Annotated in this window: 18 protein-coding genes; 13 read left to right on the forward strand and 5 right to left on the reverse strand. The window is 40.7% G+C overall.

Features of this window, described 5'->3' with window-relative positions; genetic code table 11:
• Positions 1 to 6: 6 nt before the first annotated feature.
• The 6 genes from EC846_RS09495 (at position 7) to EC846_RS09520 (ending at position 8192) form a co-directional block, all read left to right on the forward strand.
• Positions 7 to 1398: an efflux transporter outer membrane subunit gene (locus EC846_RS09495; RefSeq protein ID WP_123775016.1), complete on the forward strand. Its 1392-nt coding sequence runs from the start codon at positions 7 to 9 to the stop codon at positions 1396 to 1398.
• 476 nt (positions 1399 to 1874) lie between these two features.
• Complete coding sequence (locus EC846_RS09500; RefSeq protein ID WP_123775017.1) at positions 1875 to 2393, forward strand: fimbrial protein; 519 nt, start codon at positions 1875 to 1877, stop codon at positions 2391 to 2393.
• 85 nt (positions 2394 to 2478) lie between these two features.
• Positions 2479 to 3237 (forward strand): molecular chaperone, encoded by a 759-nt coding sequence (locus EC846_RS09505; protein ID WP_123775018.1) that lies wholly within the window; start codon positions 2479 to 2481, stop codon positions 3235 to 3237.
• Between the two features lie 16 nt (positions 3238 to 3253).
• A complete protein-coding gene (locus tag EC846_RS09510; RefSeq protein ID WP_123775019.1) occupies positions 3254 to 5875 on the forward strand; it encodes a fimbria/pilus outer membrane usher protein in 2622 nt (873 codons plus the stop codon).
• A 2-nt stretch (positions 5876 to 5877) separates the two neighbouring features.
• Positions 5878 to 7449 (forward strand): fimbrial protein, encoded by a 1572-nt coding sequence (locus tag EC846_RS09515; protein WP_228200676.1) that lies wholly within the window; start codon positions 5878 to 5880, stop codon positions 7447 to 7449.
• On the forward strand, positions 7446 to 8192 hold the full coding sequence (locus tag EC846_RS09520; RefSeq protein ID WP_123775021.1) for a molecular chaperone: 747 nt from the start codon (positions 7446 to 7448) through the stop codon (positions 8190 to 8192). The genes EC846_RS09515 and EC846_RS09520 overlap by 4 nt, the downstream gene beginning before the upstream one ends.
• A gap of 12 nt (positions 8193 to 8204) precedes the next feature.
• Here EC846_RS09520 and EC846_RS09525 read toward each other — a convergent pair whose 3' ends face one another.
• The gene (locus tag EC846_RS09525) at positions 8205 to 9230 is read right to left on the reverse strand and encodes an AraC family transcriptional regulator (RefSeq protein ID WP_213071311.1); all 1026 of its coding nucleotides are present in this window, start codon (positions 9228 to 9230) and stop codon (positions 8205 to 8207) included.
• Between the two features lie 489 nt (positions 9231 to 9719).
• Between EC846_RS09525 and EC846_RS09530 the strand changes: the two genes are divergently transcribed.
• On the forward strand, positions 9720 to 12185 hold the full coding sequence (locus tag EC846_RS09530; RefSeq protein WP_123775022.1) for an acyl-CoA dehydrogenase: 2466 nt from the start codon (positions 9720 to 9722) through the stop codon (positions 12183 to 12185).
• A gap of 215 nt (positions 12186 to 12400) precedes the next feature.
• Positions 12401 to 12511, forward strand: coding sequence for a hypothetical protein (locus EC846_RS18315; RefSeq protein ID WP_005229212.1), 111 nt, complete (start codon positions 12401 to 12403; stop codon positions 12509 to 12511).
• 113 nt (positions 12512 to 12624) lie between these two features.
• On the opposite strand, the gene EC846_RS09535 is transcribed toward EC846_RS18315, so the two are convergent.
• Both EC846_RS09535 and EC846_RS09540 read right to left on the reverse strand, forming a co-directional pair.
• Positions 12625 to 13305 (reverse strand): hypothetical protein, encoded by a 681-nt coding sequence (locus EC846_RS09535; RefSeq protein WP_123775023.1) that lies wholly within the window; start codon positions 13303 to 13305, stop codon positions 12625 to 12627.
• Positions 13306 to 13353: 48 nt separating this feature from the next.
• Positions 13354 to 15525, reverse strand: coding sequence for a TonB-dependent siderophore receptor (locus EC846_RS09540; protein ID WP_123775024.1), 2172 nt, complete (start codon positions 15523 to 15525; stop codon positions 13354 to 13356).
• A gap of 431 nt (positions 15526 to 15956) precedes the next feature.
• Here EC846_RS09540 and EC846_RS09545 point away from each other — a divergent pair, with 431 nt between their 5' ends.
• Positions 15957 to 17048, forward strand: coding sequence for an amidohydrolase family protein (locus tag EC846_RS09545; protein WP_123775025.1), 1092 nt, complete (start codon positions 15957 to 15959; stop codon positions 17046 to 17048).
• Complete coding sequence (locus tag EC846_RS09550) at positions 17035 to 17877, forward strand: SDR family NAD(P)-dependent oxidoreductase (protein ID WP_062846741.1); 843 nt, start codon at positions 17035 to 17037, stop codon at positions 17875 to 17877. Before EC846_RS09545 ends, EC846_RS09550 begins: the two co-directional genes overlap by 14 nt.
• Before the next feature lie 114 nt (positions 17878 to 17991).
• Here the strand turns inward: EC846_RS09550 and EC846_RS09555 are convergent, their stop codons facing one another.
• Positions 17992 to 18279: a DUF1330 domain-containing protein gene (locus tag EC846_RS09555; protein WP_123775026.1), complete on the reverse strand. Its 288-nt coding sequence runs from the start codon at positions 18277 to 18279 to the stop codon at positions 17992 to 17994.
• 56 nt (positions 18280 to 18335) lie between these two features.
• The gene (locus EC846_RS09560) at positions 18336 to 18998 is read right to left on the reverse strand and encodes a GntR family transcriptional regulator (RefSeq protein WP_123775027.1); all 663 of its coding nucleotides are present in this window, start codon (positions 18996 to 18998) and stop codon (positions 18336 to 18338) included.
• 152 nt (positions 18999 to 19150) lie between these two features.
• On the opposite strand from EC846_RS09560, the gene EC846_RS09565 reads away from it, so the two are divergent.
• The 3 genes from EC846_RS09565 to tgnA are packed head-to-tail and all read left to right on the forward strand — an operon-like array spanning position 19151 to position 21470.
• A complete protein-coding gene (locus EC846_RS09565; RefSeq protein ID WP_004771151.1) occupies positions 19151 to 19753 on the forward strand; it encodes an amino acid synthesis family protein in 603 nt (200 codons plus the stop codon).
• The gene (locus tag EC846_RS09570) at positions 19722 to 20513 is read left to right on the forward strand and encodes an alpha/beta fold hydrolase (protein ID WP_004771152.1); all 792 of its coding nucleotides are present in this window, start codon (positions 19722 to 19724) and stop codon (positions 20511 to 20513) included. Before EC846_RS09565 ends, EC846_RS09570 begins: the two co-directional genes overlap by 32 nt.
• Positions 20514 to 20537: 24 nt before the next feature.
• Positions 20538 to 21470 carry a flavin-dependent trigonelline monooxygenase reductase component gene (gene tgnA / locus EC846_RS09575; RefSeq protein WP_062846743.1) on the forward strand — a complete coding sequence of 311 codons (933 nt, stop codon included), beginning with the start codon at positions 20538 to 20540 and terminating at the stop codon, positions 21468 to 21470.
• The last annotated feature ends 1 nt before the right edge of the window (position 21471 follow it).

Consider the following 21471-nt stretch of genomic DNA (forward strand, 5'->3'; position numbering starts at 1 on the left):
GTCGCTATGAAAAAAACAGTCTTCACACTTTCTATCAGTGTTGCTGCTGCAATGTCTTTGATGGCTTGCCAATCTACTACGTACAAGCCTGCAGCCTATCAGCAGCCCGTTATTCAGAGTGCTGCACAGTATAAATATGGAGATTTGCAGTGGATTGAAGCTTCTAAGATAGCAGCGACACCACAGCAATGGTGGGAGATGTATCAAGATCCGATTTTATCCAAACTGTTACAACAATTGGATCAGGACAACCTGAGCATCCAACAGGCACAAGCCAAATATCGTCATGCTATTGCACTGTTAGATGGGCAACGTGCCAATGCGCTTCCAAACATCACCATAGGCGGTAATGCCAATCAGACCGAGACTAAAAACGCTGCTAAGAATCGGCAATTTGGTGCCAATGTGACGGTGAGCTGGATTCCTGATCTTTGGGGGAGAGTTGCAAAAGCGGTTGACGGTCAACAGGCCAATGTACAGGCTTCTGTGGCAGATCTTGCTGCAATTAAACTCAGTCAACAATTGATGGCAGCAGAGGCATATTGGAGCATTCGTTTATTTGATGCCAAACTGGACGTTCTTCAGCAAACGCAACATAGTTATCAACGCTCAGTGGGTATTTTACAACAGCAATATCAAGCGGGAATGATTGCCCGCGCAGATGTGATTCAGGCCGAAACTCAACTGAAACAAGTCGCTGTGCAATTGTTAGAACTGCAACGCAGCCGAGATTTACAGGAAAATATTTTAGCGCTTTTAGTCGGGCAGAATGTTGCTGACTTTAATTTAAACAAAAGTCCTTATCAATTTAGTGTCCCCCAGATTCCGACCCAAATTCCAAGCCGCCTATTAGCACAACGCCCTGATGTGATTCGTCGTGAGCGAGAACTTGCGACCACGCATGCACAACTGGGTTTAGCACAAACCGCATGGCTGCCGGATCTTACCATTAGCGTGGATAGCAGTGTGAATAGCCCAGTGTTCCATACGCTATTGCAATCCCCGAATACAGCATGGTCAGTTGGGGCAAAAGTCCTAGGCACAGTATTTGATGGTGGAAAGCGGCGTGCTGATATTCAACAGGCGCAAGCCAATTATGATGAAAAACTTGCTGCTTATAAGTATTCAGTTTTGAAGGGTTGGAAAGAAGTTGAGGATGGTTTATTGCAAGCGTCACTGTTCCAAAAACAGATGATAGAGCAACAACATCTTCTGAAGCTATCTACTGAAAATGAACGGGTCGCTACACAGCGCTATCAAGCGGGTTTGGTGAGCTATCTTGAGGTTGCCACAGCGCAAAATCTGCGCTTGGCTGCGGAAGAGCGGTTGTTAGAGCTACAGCAATTGCATCTTAAAAACTCGGCACAGTTGGTGGCGGCTTTGGGAGGCAAGATTTGAAAATAGTCATTAGCCAACTTTGCTTCCTCTAAAAACAGTATTTAGCAGACTGTTTGCTGTTGAGTTAAGTCGCATTTAAAACAGAAAGAATAATTTAAATTAGTGCTGAGCTTCGTTTAGACGTTTTTCTTTAAGGAGCTCAGGTCTAAATTTTAGTCATTAAAATCTAAGAGAGATATCGCTTTTAAACTAAAAATATAAAAAAGCGTTGTATTACTCGGTGATAAAGCAATGAAATAAAGAACGATAAGAAAAAAAGCCTATAAATACAATTAATACAATTTAAGAAACTTAATACAAAACTTTTCTTATAAAAAATGTCAATTTTTAGTTCCGAATTATCAATGTAACTTTTGTAATTTTGGGTAGTATTTTTTATGGATATATCGTGTGCTGAAAATCTTTAAAGGGCGGATCTAAGCACATAATATATTCTTTTTATTCATTAATTTTAATTATTTTTGAAGGAAGTTGTTATGAAAATTAAGTTTTTAACAATGGCTTTAATTACATTGGGGACAGCAAACTTAACTGTAGCAGCAGAGACAATTACGTTTGTAGGAACGATTGAGGCGAACACTTGTACTGTTGATGTTGGCGGAACAGCGAGTCCAACAGTAACGTTACCTACAGTAGGAACAGGTGATCTAAATGCTTCTGGTGATACTGCTGGAGCAACATCTTTTACCGTAAATCTTTCAGGTTGTAGCACGATTGCTGATGACGTGGCAGTACGTTTTGCTGCGCATAATCCTGAAGGTACTAATTTAGGCATTAATACATCAAGTACAGCATCTAATGTTGCTGTGCAGCTACTGAATGGTAATGCTGGAGGAAACCCAATTGTATTTAGTGGGGGTATTGGTGTTTCTGAACAAACAACAACTTCAGGGGGGACAGCAACTGTTCCATTAACAGCTCAATATTATGCAACTGGCGCTACGACTGCGGGAAGTGTTACAGCGGTTGCGGATTATGAAGTCGTTTATCCATAACTAAAAAAAATCCAGACATATGCGTACGGACAGTTAGTCATATGTCAGGTCCTTTCTTTGATCCTTTAATTGAAGGTGTGGACGAATGTCTGAGCATTTTTATATTTTATTTCGACATTTTTTTCCAGTATTTTTTGTCTTGGGGCTATCGATTCATTCCTGTTTTGCAAATGTGATCATGACAGGTACACGAGTTATTTTTAATGCGGAGAGTAAAGAAAAAACGCTTCAATTTAGTAATAAAAGTGACATCCCATATCTGGTTCAGGTCTGGCTTGATCAAGGTAATGATAACTCTACACCTGAAAGCGCAGATGCACCGTTCTTAGTGAGTCCTCAAGCTTTTCGTGTCAATGCCCATCAGGGACAAATGGCGCGTTTAATTTATGTACCTGAAGACGTTTTACCTCAAGATCGTGAATCAATTTTTTATCTAAACTTTAAACAAACGCCGGCATTATCAAAAGATTTAATTAATGAAAATAAACTGGTTCTGATCGTCAAAAACCGTTTGAAAGTCTTTTATCGCCCTAAAAACTTGCCAGATAAAATCGAGGATGTTGCCCGTAATCTTCGTTTCCAATTATTAAATGATGCCAAAGGAAGCTGGTTACAAATAGACAATCCAAGTAGCTATTATGCGAATTTGACCCAAGCCAGCGTCAAGATAGGAACACACATCATACAAGCTCAATCTGTTCAAATGATTGAACCGAAGTCTAAGGGAAAATGGTTACTGGAAAAAAGACTTCCTGCCCATCAGTTGGCGAATGTCAGTGTCCGAATGGTAAATGACTATGGTGCAACGGATCCCTATGATATTTCACAACAAATATCTCGTTAGAATTGAAGGATATTTGATGAAAAAGTATCAATTCTGGACAAACAACTCAAATTATTTTGTTTGTTTTTTATCGGCATTTTTATTGTATACACCTTTGGCGCAAGCAACTGAAATTGAAAACTCGAATGATTTAAATGACTATCAATTTGCTCCTGGTTTATTTAAGGGAAATACATTAAGCCAGAACATGATTGAGCGCTTTAACGAAGCGGAGAAGGTTGAGGCTGGAACTTATAAAGTTGATCTGTATGTCAATAACCGTTTTATTGAGCGCCGTGCGATTGAATTCAAACTTTTGAAAGAAAATACTCAGGGTGTGGAGCCTTGCTTCATGCCTGAGTTATTAGAAAATGCGGGCATTGTTGGAAGTTGGGATTATCGTCAGCAACAAGAACAGCGCAAAAAAAATGTGAGGGCGGGAACACAAGAGACAGATCACGAATGTTTGTCTCTTAAAGCTGTGGCGCCTGAAAGTACCGTGTATTTTGATTTTTCTTTACTCCGCTTAAATCTCACTGTCCCGCAAAGCTTAATGAAAAATATGCCAAGAGGATATGTAAAACCAAGCGAGTTGAATGCTGGGGAAAGTATTGGTTTTATTAACTATACTGGAAATTATTATTATACAAATACCAAGAATATATATGGCAAGCATCTTGATCGGGATTCGGGTTTCTTAAATCTAAGTGGTGGAATCAATTTGGGGAAATGGCAGTATCGTCAGCAATCCAGTTTAAGTATTGATAATGAACATGAGCGTGAATGGAACCATTTACGTAGCTATGTACAAAGACCAATTGATCAGTTGCATTCCCAACTTTCTCTAGGGCAGCTAAATAGCTCAGGACGTTTCTTTTCTGGCTTGACATTCCAAGGTTTAAGTCTGGCAACAGATGAACGAATGAGACCTAGCTCATTACGTGGTTACGCGCCTGTGATTCGGGGAACAGCCCAAAGTAATGCCAAGGTTTCAATACGACAAGACAATAAAGAAATTTATCAAATCACAGTTGCACCGGGGCCTTTTGAAATTAAGGATCTCTATCCCACCAGTTATAGCGGAAATCTGACTGTTGTAGTCACTGAGGCAGATGGTAGCACCCATAGTAATGAAGTTCCTTATGCCGCCGTTCCACTTTCTTTGCGTGAAGGTACATCCAATTATAATTTTATTGTTGGACGAACAGACTTGGCGAATACAAAAGACGTGGGCTTTGCTGACCTGACTTATGAATATGGTTTAAATAATTTAATGACATTAAATGGGGGATTGCGTGTTGCCAGTGGATATCAGGCAGGCGCACTGGGTGGAGTATTTGGGGGTTCGTATGGTGCTTTTGGTTCAAATATTACTTATTCGCGAGCAAAACTACCGAATATGGAGACTCATCAATATCTAGATGGCTGGATGGCAAATCTCAATTACAGTAAAACCTTTCAACCTACAGATACGGTGATTTCGATTGCTGGTTATCGCTATTCCACTTCAGGTTTCCGCGATTTAAATGATGTGCTGGGTATTCGTAATGCATGGGAAAATAAGGATAGCTGGAGTTCATATGGCTATTTGCAACGTTCCCGTTTTCAAGTTGGTTTAAGCCAAAGCTTTGGAGACTATGGTTCATTTTATCTTTCTGGCTCAACACAGGATTATCGTGACGGTCGTGAAAGAGATACCTTATATCAGGCGGGCTATATGAAAACTTTTGGCATCGTTAGCTTGAATGTGAACTATACCCGACAGCGGACCCATACTTTAACGGGTAAAACCATCAAAGAAGAACGCTTTGATAATTTTGGGGGAATTAGCATTAGTGTGCCGCTAGGCCGTGAACGTTCAGCAGGTACACCGCAATTAAATACAAATTATAACCGCAGCAATAACAGTGATAACCACCAAATTGGAATTACAGGGGCTTTAGATAAAGATTATAGCCTCAGCTACAGTCTAGGGGCGACGTTGACAGATTGGGGCGAGCAGAAAGCCTATACGGCTGGTTTATATAAGCGATTGCCAGTCATGCAGGTCGGACTGAATACTGCAATCAGCGATGACTATAGACAAGCTTCAATCAATTTTAGTGGTGCTTTGGCTGCGCATTCTGGTGGAGTTACATTGGGGCCTTATCTGGGTGATACCTTTGCTTTAATTGAAGCCAAAGGGGCAAAAGGAGCCAGTATTGTGAGTTCGCCTTACAGTAAAGTTGATCGTTTTGGTTATGCCCTAATTCCAAGTATTAACCCTTACCATTACAACACCATTGCACTTGATCCTCATGGAATGGCTGAACATGTTGAATTAGAAGGTGGGGAACAGCGAGTCGCACCTTATGCTGGCGCAGCGGTAAAACTCAATTTTAAAACACGTTATGGATATAGCGTGTTGCTCCAGACTAAAACTGCCACAGGGGAAAATATCCCTATGGGGGCAGATGTTCTTGATGAGCAGGACAATCTTATTGGCATGGTAGGGCAGTCTGGACAAGTTTATTTTCGCGCAGAGCAACCACAAGGTGGGCTGATATTGAAATGGGGAACGTTAGAGAATCAACAATGCCGTTTGAATTATCAACTTGATGATGAGCAGTTAAAACAGCCATTGATCAAACAGCGTGCTCAATGCGAGATGGTATTTTAAAGATGAAAAAGCAAATTATAGATTTTATTTTATTGGTGTTGATTCTGGGGATGAGTCGTATAGGTTGGGCAGCCTGCCAACAGGTTGACTGGCAAAGTGGCGCCTATTATACGGGCTATTCGAATACACGGCCTATTACGCAGACAGAAGATGGTCACGCTGCAAAGATTCGTATTGGTAATATTCATTTGATGGATATTGCGATTCAACCTGCTGGTAGTGTATTGGCTCAAGCGGCGGTTCCCCCAACGGAATATAAAATTCGAAATGCGCATGCGGAAAGTCTGTTATGGGCATGCTCCCCAGATACGGATATGAGCAAAATTCGATTTCTAACTTCGGTCAATGGAGATGATCGAGTTGGCGGTTACTTTAAGGTGAATCTCGATGATGCTGGCGGACAAGAAAATGTGTTTTATACATGGTTTAAAGGCGTTGGCATCCGTCAAATTATGAATGGTGAGGCTCTTGCACCCCAGTGGACTGAACTGCCTATAAACTATGAAACAGCTGCTCCGAATACACCTTCGGGTGCAGCAAAAGATAAATGCCAAGCGGGCTGGCATTGTATCCGTTTAAAGCATGTGCCTGTTTTACAATTTGAACTGATTCGTGTAAATGGTCAGCCCCCTTATAGTAGTTCTGCCAATGCTTATTGTAATCTTACGACGACGCCTTCTAATGCGAGAGGGAATGATCGGGGAATGGGACAATCTGGAAATTACAATTGTGCCCAGCCTTCGTCTTATATTACTTTGGGCCATACAGGTACTGCACATTCTGGAGGGAGTGAAACAGGAGATGAATATGTAAGTTTCCCACACGATACCGTAGGTGTAACCCATAGCACGGATATTTCAACCTATCGGTTTTGGGGAGCGGATAATGGATTTGGATACACATTATATGATGCGGTTCACCTGATAAATGATGGTGTAGCTTGCAAAGTCAATAATGTTAGCCCTTATGTAAATTTTGGCACTACTACGATCAATGAGTTAAATAACGGACATCAGGTTAGTCAAGATTTTGAAGTCTTGGTGGATTGTCATAACCATGTTGAAACGACTTCAAAATCTGGCGTGAATACAGGACAAGTCGCGATTGCCATTCAGGCATCTCACGGGGCTTATGAGGCAGCAAAGAACTTTTCTCCTGCCTTGGTGAATTCCAATAACGGGGTAACTGCATTGTTGTCAGATGACTATTTGAGTAACCCTACACGGGCAAAAAATGCTGGTATTTATATTAAATATCAAGGGACTAATGATTATTTGACTTTATTAGGACAACCGGGTGCAACTGGTACTTTACCTGATTCTAACCGTGATATTTATAACAGGACTTGTGGTCCCAATAACAATCAGCTTTGTTACCCATCAGTCACCTACCCGCAAGGGAATACAGCGGGCTGGTATCCTGTACTAGATCATGCTCAATCGATGAGTACTGCTGGAGACTATACGACCTATCGTATTCCTCTTACTGCTGATCTAAAACGGATTGATGGTGCACAACCCGTTACTAGTGGAACAATTTACTCTACAGCTTATGTGGTCGTGAAAATACAATGAGACCTTTAATTTTTATCTTCAGTATTTTCTTATTTTTTATCAGTATAGACGTGACGGCTGGGTTGGCGACGTCTTCCAGCCGGATTATTTACGAAGAAGGTACTCGAGAAAAAACCTTAATCATCGCAAACATAAATGATTATCCAATTGTGGTACAAGCATGGTTTGATGATGGAAGTGGTAATCCAGAATATGAAAAAAGTCCTTTTGTAATCTTACCTGCTGTCTTTCGTATGCAGCCAGCAGGCATTCAATCATTAAGAGTTTTTTACAATGGCGCGGCGTTACCATCCAATAAAGAATCAGTTGTGTGGCTAAACTTATATGAAATCCCTGGCGTAAAAAAAGAAGGGGCAGACGCGCATGCCAAACTTGATTTTGCGATGAATATACAACTTAAGGTTTTTTATAGACCGAAGGGACTTCAGAAAATGAAATTGCAGGATCTTGTAAAAAAACTAAAGTTCTCTATCGAAAGGCAGGATGAAAAAGCTGTATTAGTTTGTGAAAATTCTTCTGCTTATCACTTGTCTTTTGCTCGAATAAGCTTGATTTATCAGGGTGAAAAAACGAATATCATTCAGGAAATGGATATGATGAGTAGCCCATTGAGTAAAAGAAGATATATGCTTGAAAATCCAGTGAATGTTTTTGATTATATTGAGTTTTCATTAATTGGCGATGATGGTCATATATATCATGGTAAAGTTGATCGAAATGGAGCTGTTATAGACGGATTTTAATGTAACCAAAAATTAGGAAGTTTTTGGGAGGTTTTTATTTTCCTCTCTCCATTTTAGTGGTGTTAATCCACTCCAACTTTTAAAAGCTCTTTGAAATACACTTTGTTCTGAATATCCGAGTAAATAAGTAATTTGATTAATATTTAATGTGTTATCAAGCAAGTGTTTTTTTGCAAGGTCAAAGCGGACATCTGCGAGTAATGAATTAAAGCTATAACCATATTCTGATAGTCTTTCCCTAAGCTTTTTAGGCGAAATACTCATTTGTTCAGCAATAATTTCAAGACTGATTTTTTTATTTCTAATATTTGTGGTTATACATAATCTGATTTTGTTTTCAAATTCGTTATAAGTGCCTAGTTTATCTACGAGGAGGTCAGCATGTGTCTTTAATATCTGATAAAGATAAGGATCTGGTTGAGATAAGGGGATATTTTCCAAATTTTCCAGTGAAATAACGATAGAGGTCGTTGGAGAGTTGAAGTTGACTGGACAACCAAAGTAATGCCGATAAAACTCAATATTTTCAGGAGGTTCATACAGAAAGTTAATACACTTGAGCGGTGCTTGATAAGGCGCAATTGAACGTTTGACAATGTTAATGAGTAGTGCAATAGCGCATTCATCAACGATTAATCCCGGCTGGCCCAGATGGTCGTCCCATGAAAACTCTATTTCGGCATTTTTAACCTGAAAATATAAAAAATTAAGGTCATACGCTAAACGGATATATTTAATAAAATCTGGAATCGCATCAAGTAGCGTCGGTTTTGAGAAAACCATATATGAAATAATACCAGCGTAAGAAGGTTTAATAAAATCTGCAATCTTTAAACCAAGTGCATTTATTTTGCTTTGATCTTGAACCTTATTTAAGATGTTGCACCATATATTAAATGGGATTCTATCCTCTAAATGATACAGGTTGCACTCAGCTGGAATGTTTAACTGGTGGAATTTGCAATAATCGATCACCATTAATGAAAGAGATGCACATACAGAACCCCTGTTTAAAAAATCTTTATTATTTCTGTTCATGGTTTGGAGATTAAAATGATTGCATTTATATTTTAATGTGAGTGGTTTTTGTTATCAATAGTATATTTTTTGTATCTTAATTTATGTGGTGATTAATGTGATTAAGTTCGCTTTTTAATAGTTCTAAGTTAATATTTCTTGGATTGCTGGCATATATTGTTTAGATATTTTGTCTTTTAAATTTTTTTATCGAAGTAAGCGTTATATATTCTAAAAATACAAAAATAATATTTATTATGATTGGTGATAATTTTCATAAGTTATTTTCATAATTTTTTTGTAAGTAGTTTTTAATGTTTAGATTAAGAATGAGAAAACTGTTTAGTGTCATCTCGATGAATTTATGTAAATTTTAGTAGTTAAGTGAGCAAATACTGACCCGATATGTAGAATAAAAAACAATCATTTTATTAAAGAATTATCTCAACTATAAATTCACTCAACGTTTCTCATTTCTGCTGTATGCCGATCTGAGCCAAAGGAGTAAACATGATTGTATTATTCATATTGCTTGGCCTATTGATTCAGCTTTTTGTTATTTGGGCTCTCTTTTATTTTGAAGCTACGCGAACTATTGGCTGTGTGGTGGCGATTGTAGTTGCCATTCTGTGTAGCGTTTTGATTACGCCTTGGAGTTTGTTACTGGGCGTACCCATCATCATCGCGAGTATTATTCTCCTGATTACGCCGTTACGTGATGCGTTGATCAGCCGACCAGCTTTTAAAGTGCTTTCAAATGCCATGCCGAGTATGAGCACGACAGAAAGAGAGGCGTTGGACGCAGGTACAAGCTGGTGGGAAAAAGAACTTTTTATGGGGGCACCTGATTGGGAAAAGTTTGATCAATATCCTTATCCAGTCTTATCTACAGAAGAACAGGCATTTTTAGATAATGAAGTACAACAGCTCTGTTCGATGTTGGATGAATGGCAGATCCATCATCAGGAAAAAGACCTGCCGCCTGAGGTTTGGCAATTCATTAAAGACAATGACTTCCTTGGTTTGATTATTCCAAAAACATTTGGTGGTAAACAATTTACGCCTTTTGCGCAAAGTCGAATCATGAGCAAGATTGCTTCTCGCTCACTGACTGCTGCGGTGAGTTGTATGGTGCCGAATTCGCTTGGACCGGGTGAGTTGCTGCTGCACTATGGTACTGAAGAGCAAAAACAACGTTATTTACCTGGCCTTGCAAATGGTACAGAAGTACCTTGTTTTGGATTGACCAGCCCTGAAGCGGGTTCGGATGCAGGTGCGATTCCTGATACAGGTGTGGTGTGTTATGGACAGTACCAAGGCCAAGAAGTCCTTGGCTTAAAAATGAATTTCTCTAAGCGCTGGATTACACTGGCTCCGATTGCAACCGTGATTGGTTTGGCTTTTAAACTTTATGACCCAGAGGGTTTATTGGGCGACAAAAGTAAAGTGGAATATGGCATTACCTGCGCCTTGATTCCAGCCGATCATGAAGGCATTCACATCGGTCCGCGACATAATCCGGGGGCGCCGTTTATGAATGGTACGGTTGAGGGAAGTGATGTATTTATTCCTTTGGACTGGATTATTGGTGGGCAGCAAAATGCTGGTAAAGGCTGGCGTATGTTGATGGAATGTCTAGGCGTAGGGCGTGGTATTTCACTGCCTGCTTTGGCAACCGCGGCAGGGGAAATGAGTTATCTGCTGGTGGGTGCATTTGCCAGTGTGCGTCAACAATTCAAAATCTCGGTTGGGCATTTTGAAGGTGTACAAGAGGCGACCAGTGATATCGCCAGTGATGCCTATATGTTGGAATCATTCCGTTATCTGGTGACCTGTGGTTTGAACCAAGGTGGAACGCCTGCGGTGATGACGGCAATGGCAAAATACTATGCGACTGAAACCATGCGTAAGGTGGTCAATCACGGTATGGATGTGGTGGGTGGTCGAGCGATTCAGTTAGGCCCTCGTAACTTCCTTGCATTGACCTATCAATCGATTCCAGTGGCTATTACGGTAGAAGGGGCAAATATTCTGACCCGATCTTTGATGATTTTTGGTCAAGGTTCGATGCGTTGCCATCCTTATTTATTTGAAGAATTGCAGTTGTTGCAGTCGGAAGATAAAGCCGCCGCGTTTAAGGAATTTTCGCCATTATTGTTTAAACATTTAGCCTATACTTTCAATCGTGCCGCTAAAGCCGTTGCATTTTCGATTACAGGCGGTTCGGATGATGGCTCTAAACAAGCCGATGATTTTTCTAAAGGCTATTACAGTACGATTAACCGTTTCAGTGCTGATTTTGCATTAACGGCAGATATGGCGCTTGGGATTTTGGCAGGTGATTTAAAACGTAAAGAAATGCTGTCTGGGCGTTTGGCCGATATTCATGCGCATTTATTTATCGCTACTGCGATCTTGAAATATTATGAGCATGGACAAAGAACCGAGGCAGAAAAGAAACATGCCGAATTAGCGTTGAATAAAGCCTTGTATCAGGTGCAAGAAGCCTTCTTTAGCTTCTATGATAATTTCCCAATGAAACTTGCAGCCTGTATGGTGAAATTAATTTGCTTCCCATTTGGTCGTCCAATTGCAGCGCCATCGGATCAATTGAAACAGGAAGTGGCGCAATTGATGATGCAAGAGCATGCGTTCCGGGATCAGCTCAAACAACATGTTTATTATACAACCGATGCAAATGATGTAATGGGACGGATGGAGTCCACTTTCCAAAGTTTGTTACAGTTGCAACCGTTATGGAATAAATTTAAAAAAGCGGAGTCAAAAGACCAGTTTACAGGGCTAAGCTTTGAAGAACACATTGCCAATGCGATTGAAACAGGTTTTATTAGCACTGCTGAGGCAGAATCGCTTTTACAATACAATGCTAAACGTTATGACAGCATGCTGACGGATATTTTTGATGAGCACTTAGTCGATGATCTGCCGCTTGAAAATCCTCATATTCGAACCTGATTACTGAGTCGCTTAATAACAGCTTGAAGCAGTCCTGAATATATGAGAAAGACGTTTTCATGTCTCTTATACATATATTCAGGGCTGTTTTTCATAACAATTCTCAAGTTTTATATCAATCTGTTATATTTTTTTTGCAAAATTCTGTGTCTTTTCTTGTTCTGTATCTTCCTGCACTATAACAATATGAATTGAGCAAAGCGAAAGGTGCCGATATGAGTTTTTTGAAAAAAAAGAATAATGCCAGTTTTGTGTTCTTCATTATTACGCTATATGCCTTTTTAGGCTTTGGCATTGGTTACGTGATCTGGGAATATCTTTTATAACAGCGCGTTGCCCAGATGCTTAGGGTTCTATCTTCAAAAAATCCTAAGCATTTGCTGGGCCATGGGCTGAAATTTGATGCATTCTTTAGGAAAGCACGAGTCGATTTTTAAGTCTATTTCTTTAATAACCATTGCACTGAGGCATCAAACAGTTTGAGACCATCTTCTGAAAGATTGGGAAAAGTCTCATTATTGAGAAAGAACATCAGCCGTTTTGCTGGGGCCAATGATTCATAATCCATGGTTGCACCTTTTTCATAACCCCAGATGGCCACTTTTTCTGGTTGACCATAAATCGTTGCAATAATGGTGGCGCCTAATCCCGGCTTGCCCCAACTCATCGGTGCCTGTGCTTTATAGACGTTGTGCGTTCCCGCAGGAAGATGCGCCGATAGGGGATGCGGTGCATTGACCAGCCACAAGTAACGTTCTTTCTCAACTTCACCAAAATCAGTATCGAGCCGTTTACCTGTCATCGCCAGATCATCGAGATAATCATTTTCCCAAGTCATCAGTGGAATCGGGAGTTGACGCCAACCTGATTTTAAATTTTTAGACGCAACCGTTGAAGAAAGAATGACCAGATCAGGATGGTTTAAGCTGTTCGGTGTAACAGTCTGATCAAAGACTTCAACTTGATAACCTTGAGCTTGTAAGTACTTTTGAATAGATACATCGACAGAAGCAGAAGCGCCATTGAGCTGTGAAATGAGCGCAATTTTTGTCTGTGCATAAACAGAAGATGTTAAGGTAAACAGTGCTGCGATCAGCGTGATAGAAAGAAGCTTTTTCATATTGATCTCAACAGAGCAGTGATTTAAGCACTGCTCTGATCCTCTATTTTAGAATTTAAAGGTTGCTCGCAACACCGCTTGGCGAGAGTCACCTTGTGATACCGCCAGATTATTAACGCTGGCCGTATAGTAGGTTTTATCGAAGATATTATTTAAATTAAACTGAAAGTTAACTGCCTGTTTGGCAATGGTGGTGTCATAGCTGATAAAGGCATTGGCAAGCATATATTCAGGTAGGTCAAAGGTGTTTTCTGAATCACCTGCGCGCTTACCGACATAATTGCCACTGAGTCCTAAACGTAAATTGCCATTATAAAGTTCGCCATAGTTATAGGCCAATGCGAGAGAAGCGGTATCTCGTGCCACATTATTTAAACGATTGCCTTGCAGGCCCAGTTCATCTTCAGTGACTTTGGCATCGGTATAGGCATAGGTCAGGGTAGCATCGAGTTGATCAGTTAGACGGCCTGTGAGGTCGAGTTCAGCACCTTTAGAGCGGACGGCACCTGTAGTGTGTAGTTCTACTTCTTTGGTTGACGAATTGGTTATTTTGGCAAGTACATTACATTTTTTAATGTCATAGAGTGCAAAGTTGGCCTTAATACGATCATTAAACTCATATTTTGCACCAAGTTCATAAGATTTTGCCTGTTCAGGTCGGACATCCGAGTCAATAACAGCATTGCCACCTAAAGGCGCAATCGAGGAGTTCGGTTTGAGTGATTCGGTATAACTCCCATACAATGAAAATTGGTCATTCCATTGATAGACTAAACCTGCATGTGGAAGCCAGGCATCATCATTGGTATTGGTATTTTCTTTAAATGGTCTGCTACGCCCAGCAGTCTGTTGATAATGTAAGTAACGCCCACCAAGCACCGCAATCCATTTTTCATTTAAATGGATCGCATCTTGCAGATAAAAACCATAGGTATGCAATTTATCGGTTTGGTCACTATCCGACGCGACGATATTGCGGGAAGCTTCGACAGTGCCAAAATCTGGATTGAGATAGTCTAGGGTAGAAGTGTCTCCACGAACCATATCGGGACGGAAATATTTACGGTATTCGATATCCGAACCGATCTGAATGTCATGCTTTAAACCGAGCAGATTGATCGAGCCATTGAGATAGGCTTGGGCATTACTATCGATGCTTTCTGCATTTAAGGTCGCATCGGTACGACGCTTCACAGTATGATTCTTTGTATCTAACGAGGTGACGCGTAACTGATTGGCATCATAGGTTTCGTAGTTATAGGTATAGCCGAAATGCGCTGACCAAGTGTCATTAATTTGATGATCAACCAACAGTTGTGCCAGATGATCTTCACCTTTCATTTGGTTAAAGGCTTCATCCAGACGTTGGTATTTTGAGATCGGTAGAGCTTTTTTGGTGTTGGGATCAAAAATGGTTGAGCGATCAAAAGGGACATCAAAATGACGATATTGATAGCTGAGATTGACTTTGGTCTGACCATTGTCCCATGCCACAGACGGAGCGATTAAAGTCTGTTTGAGATTACCAAAATTACGCCAATAGTCTGCGTCAGAATGATCGACAATAAAACGATAGGCAAAGTTACTGTCATTAATTGCGCCCGTTGTATCTAGACTTGCTCCTAAACCATTTTTACCCGCAGCAAAGCTTGAACCATAGATTGCCATTTCGGTTTTCTGGGTCATTTCAGGTTTTTTAGTCACTACATTGACCACACCGCCTGGGTCCATAATGCCATAAAGGAGAGAAGCTGGGCCTTTTAATACTTCAACCTGTTCAACTGTCGCATTCATGGTTCGACCTTGCACAATTGGCATGCCATTCACGGTAATTGAACCATCACGGTTGTCTCCAAAACCGCGTTTCATGACCGTATCTTGGGTGCCGCCTAAGGTATTGCCTTGGGTAATACCGCTGACTTGTGTGAGTGCATTATCCAGATTCGCGGGCACATAATCTTTCACATATTGTTTGGAAACGACATTGACCGTTTGAGAGCTCTCCAGATTTTTTTGTTTGCCTCTTAAGGTCGATGCTGTTTGCGTTCCGATATAGCCTGAGCTGGATTCAGCTTGTACTTTGATGGTGTCTAGCTGTGTGATTTCTGGTACAGCAGTTTCTGCCCAAGTCAGCACAGGAATACAAGACAAAAGCAATGAACCGCTATATTTTAAAATTTCAATCGTGATGAGATTTTTACGCGGAGAGAATGCAGACATAGGAATACCTGAGCGATACCAAAAATAGGGTAGAGACTGGAGAAAAGAGGCTATCAATCTGATGACAATTTGGGTCAATGCAGCGATAAAAGCGTGCTCAGTATATTTAAATAGGAATCATTTACAAGAACTTGCTGAAAAGTAGGAAGCTTAAAAAAATAAGAGTTTGATAATACGTAAATTATTTTGAGTTTTTTATTTGTTCCTTGGGAATTAATTTATTTGAGATAAATGTATTTCAATTTATTGAAATTGTTGATGAATTTCTAATTCTTAAAGATAAAAGAAAAAATAAATGAATCGTATTCATAATGTCATATTGAAATAAATCATTTTATTCATACTAACTTGTTCAGTAGGCTACAGTGATGAATTACGGTTAAAGTTAGATAAATTATCGCCATTTTAAAATAATTATATTGAGTTAACACATGGAAGAATTAGGCTTTTCGATCATTGATCCACATATCCATCAATGGGATCCTTATCACACACCGCATTCTGCTGCTGTATTGGTAAAAGCTTTAGGGAAATATCCCGCTGTTATGGATCGTGTTGTTCGTTTAGTCAAACCTAAGCCTTTATTAGAGACATTAGGTACAACTCAATACGCATTGAATCCCTATTTACCAGCGCATTATCAAAAGGATAGCAGCTTATTTCCTGTAGAAAGCGTGGTGCATGTCGAAGCAAACTGGCATCATCACAAAGGCTTGGGTGTGGTGGAAGAAACCAACTGGATCAAGCAATTAGATTTTAATCGTCACGGTTTAAAGCTGGGTGCCATCGTTGCTGCGGCTGATCCAAGAGACCGAAAATTCAAAGACATTCTTAAAGCTCATCAGCAGGTGAGCCCACTCTTTCGTGGTATTCGTAAAATGGCGGCCTGGCATGAGGATAGTGGCATTTATCGATGGTGTGATCGGCCTCATCTTTATCGTGACAAGAAATTCTTAAAAGGTTTTGAACAACTTGCAAAAATGGATTTATCTTTTGATGCATGGGGATATTCCACTCAGTTAGCAGAAATCACCAGTCTGGCGAAACAATTTCCTCAAACTCGTATCGTCGTTGATCATCTGGCGACACCTGCTGGCTTGTTTGGAGCTGTGGGTAAGAAAACGGGGATTACAGCATCGCAGCGTGAGACCATTTTTAAACAATGGCAACAAGATATTGCAGTTCTGGCTGAACAGAAAAATGTCTATGCCAAAATTTCAGGCTTGATGATGCCAGTATTAGGACATCGCTTTTATCAACAAAAACGAACAGCAACGCCTGCTGAAATCGTGAATATACTCAGCCCATTGCTTGAACATGCCGTTCAGGTCTTTGGCGTCAACCGCATTATGTATGCGTCTAATTTTCCGATGGATAAAGCTAATGCGACATTAAATGACCTTGTGCAGGCTTATATCCAGATGCTGCACCCTTATGGTGAGCAGGCGATGCAAGCCATTTTTAGACAAAATGCAGCCCATTTTTATCAACTTCATCTAGAGTCTACCCATGAAAAATTTTAATCAGAAAGTCGCTGCAATTACAGGCGCAGGTTCAGGGATTGGCCGACAGCTTGCACTTTTACTGGCACAGCAAGGCGCACATTTAGCTTTGAGTGATGTCAATGAACAGGGATTGCAAGAGACGAAGGCCTTGTTACAGCAATATCCTGTCAATGTTACCCTGACACAACTGGATGTTTCTGATCAGGAAGCTGTCCGTGAATGGGCAGAACAGAGTTTTAAAGCACATGGCAAGATTAACCTGATTTTTAATAATGCGGGTGTGGCGCTGGCAAGTACCGTTGAAGGGATGGATTATGAGGAACTGGACTGGATCTTAAAGATTAACTTTTGGGGTGTGGTCTATGGCACCAAAGAGTTTTTGCCTTATTTGAAGCAGAGTGGCGAAGGGCACATTGTGAATATTTCCAGTCTGTTTGGTTTAACAGCTCAACCGACTCAAAGTGCCTATAATGCAACGAAATTTGCAGTTCGTGGTTTTACGGAATCATTGCGCCAAGAGTTAAAGCTGCAACAGAATGGGGTGAGTTCAACCTGTGTACATCCTGGAGGGATTCGAACCAACATTGCCAATAGTGCACGTATGAGTGACAGTATTCGTGCTTTGGGGATGAATCCAGCTAAAGCCAGTCAGGCCTTTAACAAAGTGTTGAAAACACCACCTGAACAAGCTGCCAAAATTATTCTTGAGGCTGTGAAAGCAGATAAAGCACGTGTCCTGATTGGAAATGATGCAAAAATCATTGATCTGATTCAGCGTATTACGCCGACTCATTATTCACATGCATTGAGTTTCTTTACCAAGAAATCCAAGAAAAAGCGGGCTTAAAAATTAGAATGATATGAATAAAGTTAGACTGATATCCAATTGGGATCAGGTGACTTTTGTGTTGGAAATGGCATAAAAGAAGCTTTAAAGAATGCTCTTTTATGCCGATCCAGCTTAATCCAGACCTTCTACAATACTGATCATCACATCAGCACAATCTTTACGAGCCAGTCGTGCTTTCAAATATTCTTCTGAATGGTAACAAGCCTGCGCTGTTTCTAAGTCAGAAAATTCAATAATGACATGACGCTGATATGCTGTGCCTTCCAGACAAGTCGAGTTACCGCCTCTTGCAAGAAATTTTGCTCCATATTTTTCAAAAGCATGCGGTGCCAAGGCCATATATTGTTTATATTGCTCCAGATCATGGATGGTAACGTGAGCAATCCAGTAAGCAGACATTCTTATATCCTTATGTCAGTTAAGGCTTCATCAGCCTTATGTTTCCGTTTTCGTGATTAACTATTCAAAATATTTTTTGCCACAGATGCTGCTTCTGCAATATGTTCTGCAACAGCTTGCTTGGCTTTGTCAGCATCTTTATGCAAGTAGATGGCTTCACACATATTTTTGATACGTTGGTAACCTGAAATTTCACGTTTGGTAGATTTCATGGTCATGGCACGCAGACGGCTAATACGACCATTCAAGCGTTGCACCACTTCCCAGGCAATATAATGTTTTGCTGTGGTAAAAATAGTTTCATAAAGCTTTGCAGAGGTAGCAATAATTAAATTGATATCATCCGCAGCAAATGCCTGTTCAAGCTCAGCTAATAAGTGCTGCAATTGCTGAGTGGTTTGTTCAGTAAGATTTTGGGTACAATCTGCAACCGCACTTTGCTCGAGTAAAAGACGAATCTCATAGATTTGTGAGGCAATTTCCCAGTCCAGTAATGAAACAATTGGACCTTTATTGGGCAAGATTTCAACAAGACCTTCTGCTTCGAGATAGCGAATCACTTCCCGCACCACAGAACGGCTTACACCCAGTTCTTCACAAAGTGTCCGTTCAACCAGTCTTTTTCCAGAGGGAAAATAACCTGTAATAATGGCATTACGCACTTTATCCAGACAGAGCTCACGCAAAGTCACAGGTGGATTTTCAATTTTAAGATTCATAGAAATTCATCTTTCCCGATTTTAATAATGCAGAATTTTGTTACATGTTCTTTGCTAAAAATTAGCATAGCAAACTCTTGCTTTTTTTTCATTATGTATTATGGTATACCATAATACGAATGACAAGATAAATTCACACGCAAGGAAGAACAATGAATCTAATCCGTAAAACTGTGCTCCATGTGGAAACCACCTATATTGATGGTGGCAAAGAAGCACCAACACCTTTAAAAATGGTGGCAGCAGCAGCTGTGATCAAAAATCCTTGGGCAGGTCAGGGCTATGTTGAAAACCTTGCACCTGAAATCCGCCGTATTGCACCCATTCTGAGTGAACATTTGACCCAACTGATTCTTGACGAAGTTGGTTCTGGCGAAGCGGTACAAGCCTTTGGTAAAAGTGCTGTAGTCGGGCTGGAGGGTGAACTTGAACATGCCTCTGCACTGATTCATACCTTGCATTTTGGCAATACTTATCGCAGTGCAGTGGGAGCAAAATCATATCTGGCATTTAATAATACCCGTGGCCCAGCCAATGCGCCGATCTTGATTCCAATGATGGACAAGAATGATGAAGGACGTCGTTCCCATTATTTGACTTTACAATTTGCAATTCCAGATGCACCTGCTGCTGACGAGCTGGTGGTGGTGATTGGTGCTGCGACAGGTGGTCGACCACATCATCGTATTGGAGATCGTTATCAAGATTTGGAAGAGTTAGGTCATGATCTCAAAAACCCTGCAGCTGTCAAATAACCGCATTGCTCATTATTTTGAGCAGGGCGAAGGAGAACCGCTGGTTCTGATTCATGGTGTTGGGATGCAAGCAGCAGCATGGTATCCACAAATCGAATTCTTCTCGAAACATTATCGGGTGATTTCAGTGGATATGCCAGGCCACGGACAAAGTACAAAATTAGCAGATGATGCCCAGTTACAGGATTTTGTGGACTGGACCATCGAATTGATTATCGCTTTGGATGTTGGCGCTGTGAATTTGGCTGGACATTCTATGGGATCTTTAATCACCACAGGCGTCAGCGCAACTCGTCCTGATTTAGTGAAGCGTATGGCTGTGCTCAATGGAGTCTATAAGCGTTCAGCGGAAGCTAAAGATGCAGTGATTCAACGTGCCGAAGAATTAAAAACCGGTCATATCGATATCGAGACCCCATTACAACGCTGGTTTGGTCAGAGTGATGTTGAACGTCAGGCTGCCTCAAAAGTGAAATCCTGGTTACAGGAAGTGGATATGTCGGGTTATGCCACTGCTTATGCTGCTTTTGCACGAGGTGATGCAGTTTATGCGGATCAATGGCCTAACATTGGATGTCCAGCCTTGATTTTAACAGGTACGGGTGATCCCAACTCTACTGCGGAAATGGCAATACAAATGGCCAGTCAGGCAAAAAAGGGTAAGGCGATCGTGATTGAGAATGAGCGTCACATGGTCAACCTGACGGCTCCAGATCAAGTCAATAGTGCAATGCAAGCGTGGTTGGAAACCAGCGTCTAAGTTGCTCAATGAAGGAATATGGCAATGAGTGAAATGGATACAATAAACAAGATACGTGAACTACGTGATGCCTTTGGCTCTTTTATGACGGGTGTTACGGTAGTGACGACCTGTAAAGATGATGGAATGCCATTAGGCTTTACCGCAAACTCTTTTGCTTCGGTGTCTTTGGACCCAGCTTTGCTGCTCGTCAGCATTGCCAAGACATCAAGCAATTATCAACACTTTGCAAATACAAAACACTTTGCCATCAATATTTTGGCAGAAGAACAAAAGGATGTGTCGAATACCTTTGCCCGTCCAAGTGATGACCGTTTTGCAAATCTTGCATGGACAAAAAGTGAATACCAAAACCCGATTATTGATCATGTCAGCGCATGGTTTGACTGTACCACCTATCAAATCGTTGATGCAGGTGACCATGCCATTCTGATTGGTAAAGTTGAAAATTTTGCTTCGGCAGGTTTTGCAGGTCTTGGTTATTATCGTGGTGCCTATTTTACTCCAGCGAAATCATCGACCGATGTCATTTCAAGCATGAAAGTGATGATGATGGCTTTGATAGGCCATGAGAACCAGATTCTGTTGGAACAAACTGCTGACAATAAATGGACTCTGCCACATCTGGTGGTCGACAAAGATGGTGCGGAAAAAGCCTTAGAAAAAATCTTTGCAGCTTATCAACCTGATGCATCAGCAAGTTTTATTTATTCCGTGTATGACGATGTGACAACACAACAGCAATATATTGCTTTCTTGTGTAATACCCCTGTTGCAACCGCACATAAAGGTCAATTCATCGATTTGAATGATCTTGAGCAGCTCACTTTTGTAGATGGGGCTTTGCAAAGCATGTTGATGCGTTATCGCAAAGAAAATTATCTTAAAACTTATGGTGTTTATTACGGTAATCAAACCAGTGGTACGGTTCGTCAAATTGTTAAAGAGGAAGTTTAAC

Source organism: Acinetobacter sp. BIGb0102 (genome assembly GCF_003815055.1).
GTDB lineage: Bacteria > Pseudomonadota > Gammaproteobacteria > Pseudomonadales > Moraxellaceae > Acinetobacter > Acinetobacter vivianii.

What these genes read in the sequence shown, in the direction of transcription:
- EC846_RS09495 (WP_123775016.1), top strand. Translation starts at nt 7, where the DNA reads ATGAAAAAAACAGTCTTCACACTTTCTATCAGTGTTGCTGCTGCAATG.
- EC846_RS09500 (WP_123775017.1), top strand. Translation starts at nt 1,875, where the DNA reads ATGAAAATTAAGTTTTTAACAATGGCTTTAATTACATTGGGGACAGCA.
- EC846_RS09505 (WP_123775018.1), top strand. Translation starts at nt 2,479, where the DNA reads ATGTCTGAGCATTTTTATATTTTATTTCGACATTTTTTTCCAGTATTT.
- EC846_RS09510 (WP_123775019.1), top strand. Translation starts at nt 3,254, where the DNA reads ATGAAAAAGTATCAATTCTGGACAAACAACTCAAATTATTTTGTTTGT.
- EC846_RS09515 (WP_228200676.1), top strand. Translation starts at nt 5,878, where the DNA reads ATGAAAAAGCAAATTATAGATTTTATTTTATTGGTGTTGATTCTGGGG.
- EC846_RS09520 (WP_123775021.1), top strand. Translation starts at nt 7,446, where the DNA reads ATGAGACCTTTAATTTTTATCTTCAGTATTTTCTTATTTTTTATCAGT.
- EC846_RS09525 (WP_213071311.1), bottom strand. Translation starts at nt 9,230, where the DNA reads ATGAACAGAAATAATAAAGATTTTTTAAACAGGGGTTCTGTATGTGCA.
- EC846_RS09530 (WP_123775022.1), top strand. Translation starts at nt 9,720, where the DNA reads ATGATTGTATTATTCATATTGCTTGGCCTATTGATTCAGCTTTTTGTT.
- EC846_RS18315 (WP_005229212.1), top strand. Translation starts at nt 12,401, where the DNA reads ATGAGTTTTTTGAAAAAAAAGAATAATGCCAGTTTTGTGTTCTTCATT.
- EC846_RS09535 (WP_123775023.1), bottom strand. Translation starts at nt 13,305, where the DNA reads ATGAAAAAGCTTCTTTCTATCACGCTGATCGCAGCACTGTTTACCTTA.
- EC846_RS09540 (WP_123775024.1), bottom strand. Translation starts at nt 15,525, where the DNA reads ATGTCTGCATTCTCTCCGCGTAAAAATCTCATCACGATTGAAATTTTA.
- EC846_RS09545 (WP_123775025.1), top strand. Translation starts at nt 15,957, where the DNA reads ATGGAAGAATTAGGCTTTTCGATCATTGATCCACATATCCATCAATGG.
- EC846_RS09550 (WP_062846741.1), top strand. Translation starts at nt 17,035, where the DNA reads ATGAAAAATTTTAATCAGAAAGTCGCTGCAATTACAGGCGCAGGTTCA.
- EC846_RS09555 (WP_123775026.1), bottom strand. Translation starts at nt 18,279, where the DNA reads ATGTCTGCTTACTGGATTGCTCACGTTACCATCCATGATCTGGAGCAA.
- EC846_RS09560 (WP_123775027.1), bottom strand. Translation starts at nt 18,998, where the DNA reads ATGAATCTTAAAATTGAAAATCCACCTGTGACTTTGCGTGAGCTCTGT.
- EC846_RS09565 (WP_004771151.1), top strand. Translation starts at nt 19,151, where the DNA reads ATGAATCTAATCCGTAAAACTGTGCTCCATGTGGAAACCACCTATATT.
- EC846_RS09570 (WP_004771152.1), top strand. Translation starts at nt 19,722, where the DNA reads ATGATCTCAAAAACCCTGCAGCTGTCAAATAACCGCATTGCTCATTAT.
- tgnA (WP_062846743.1), top strand. Translation starts at nt 20,538, where the DNA reads ATGAGTGAAATGGATACAATAAACAAGATACGTGAACTACGTGATGCC.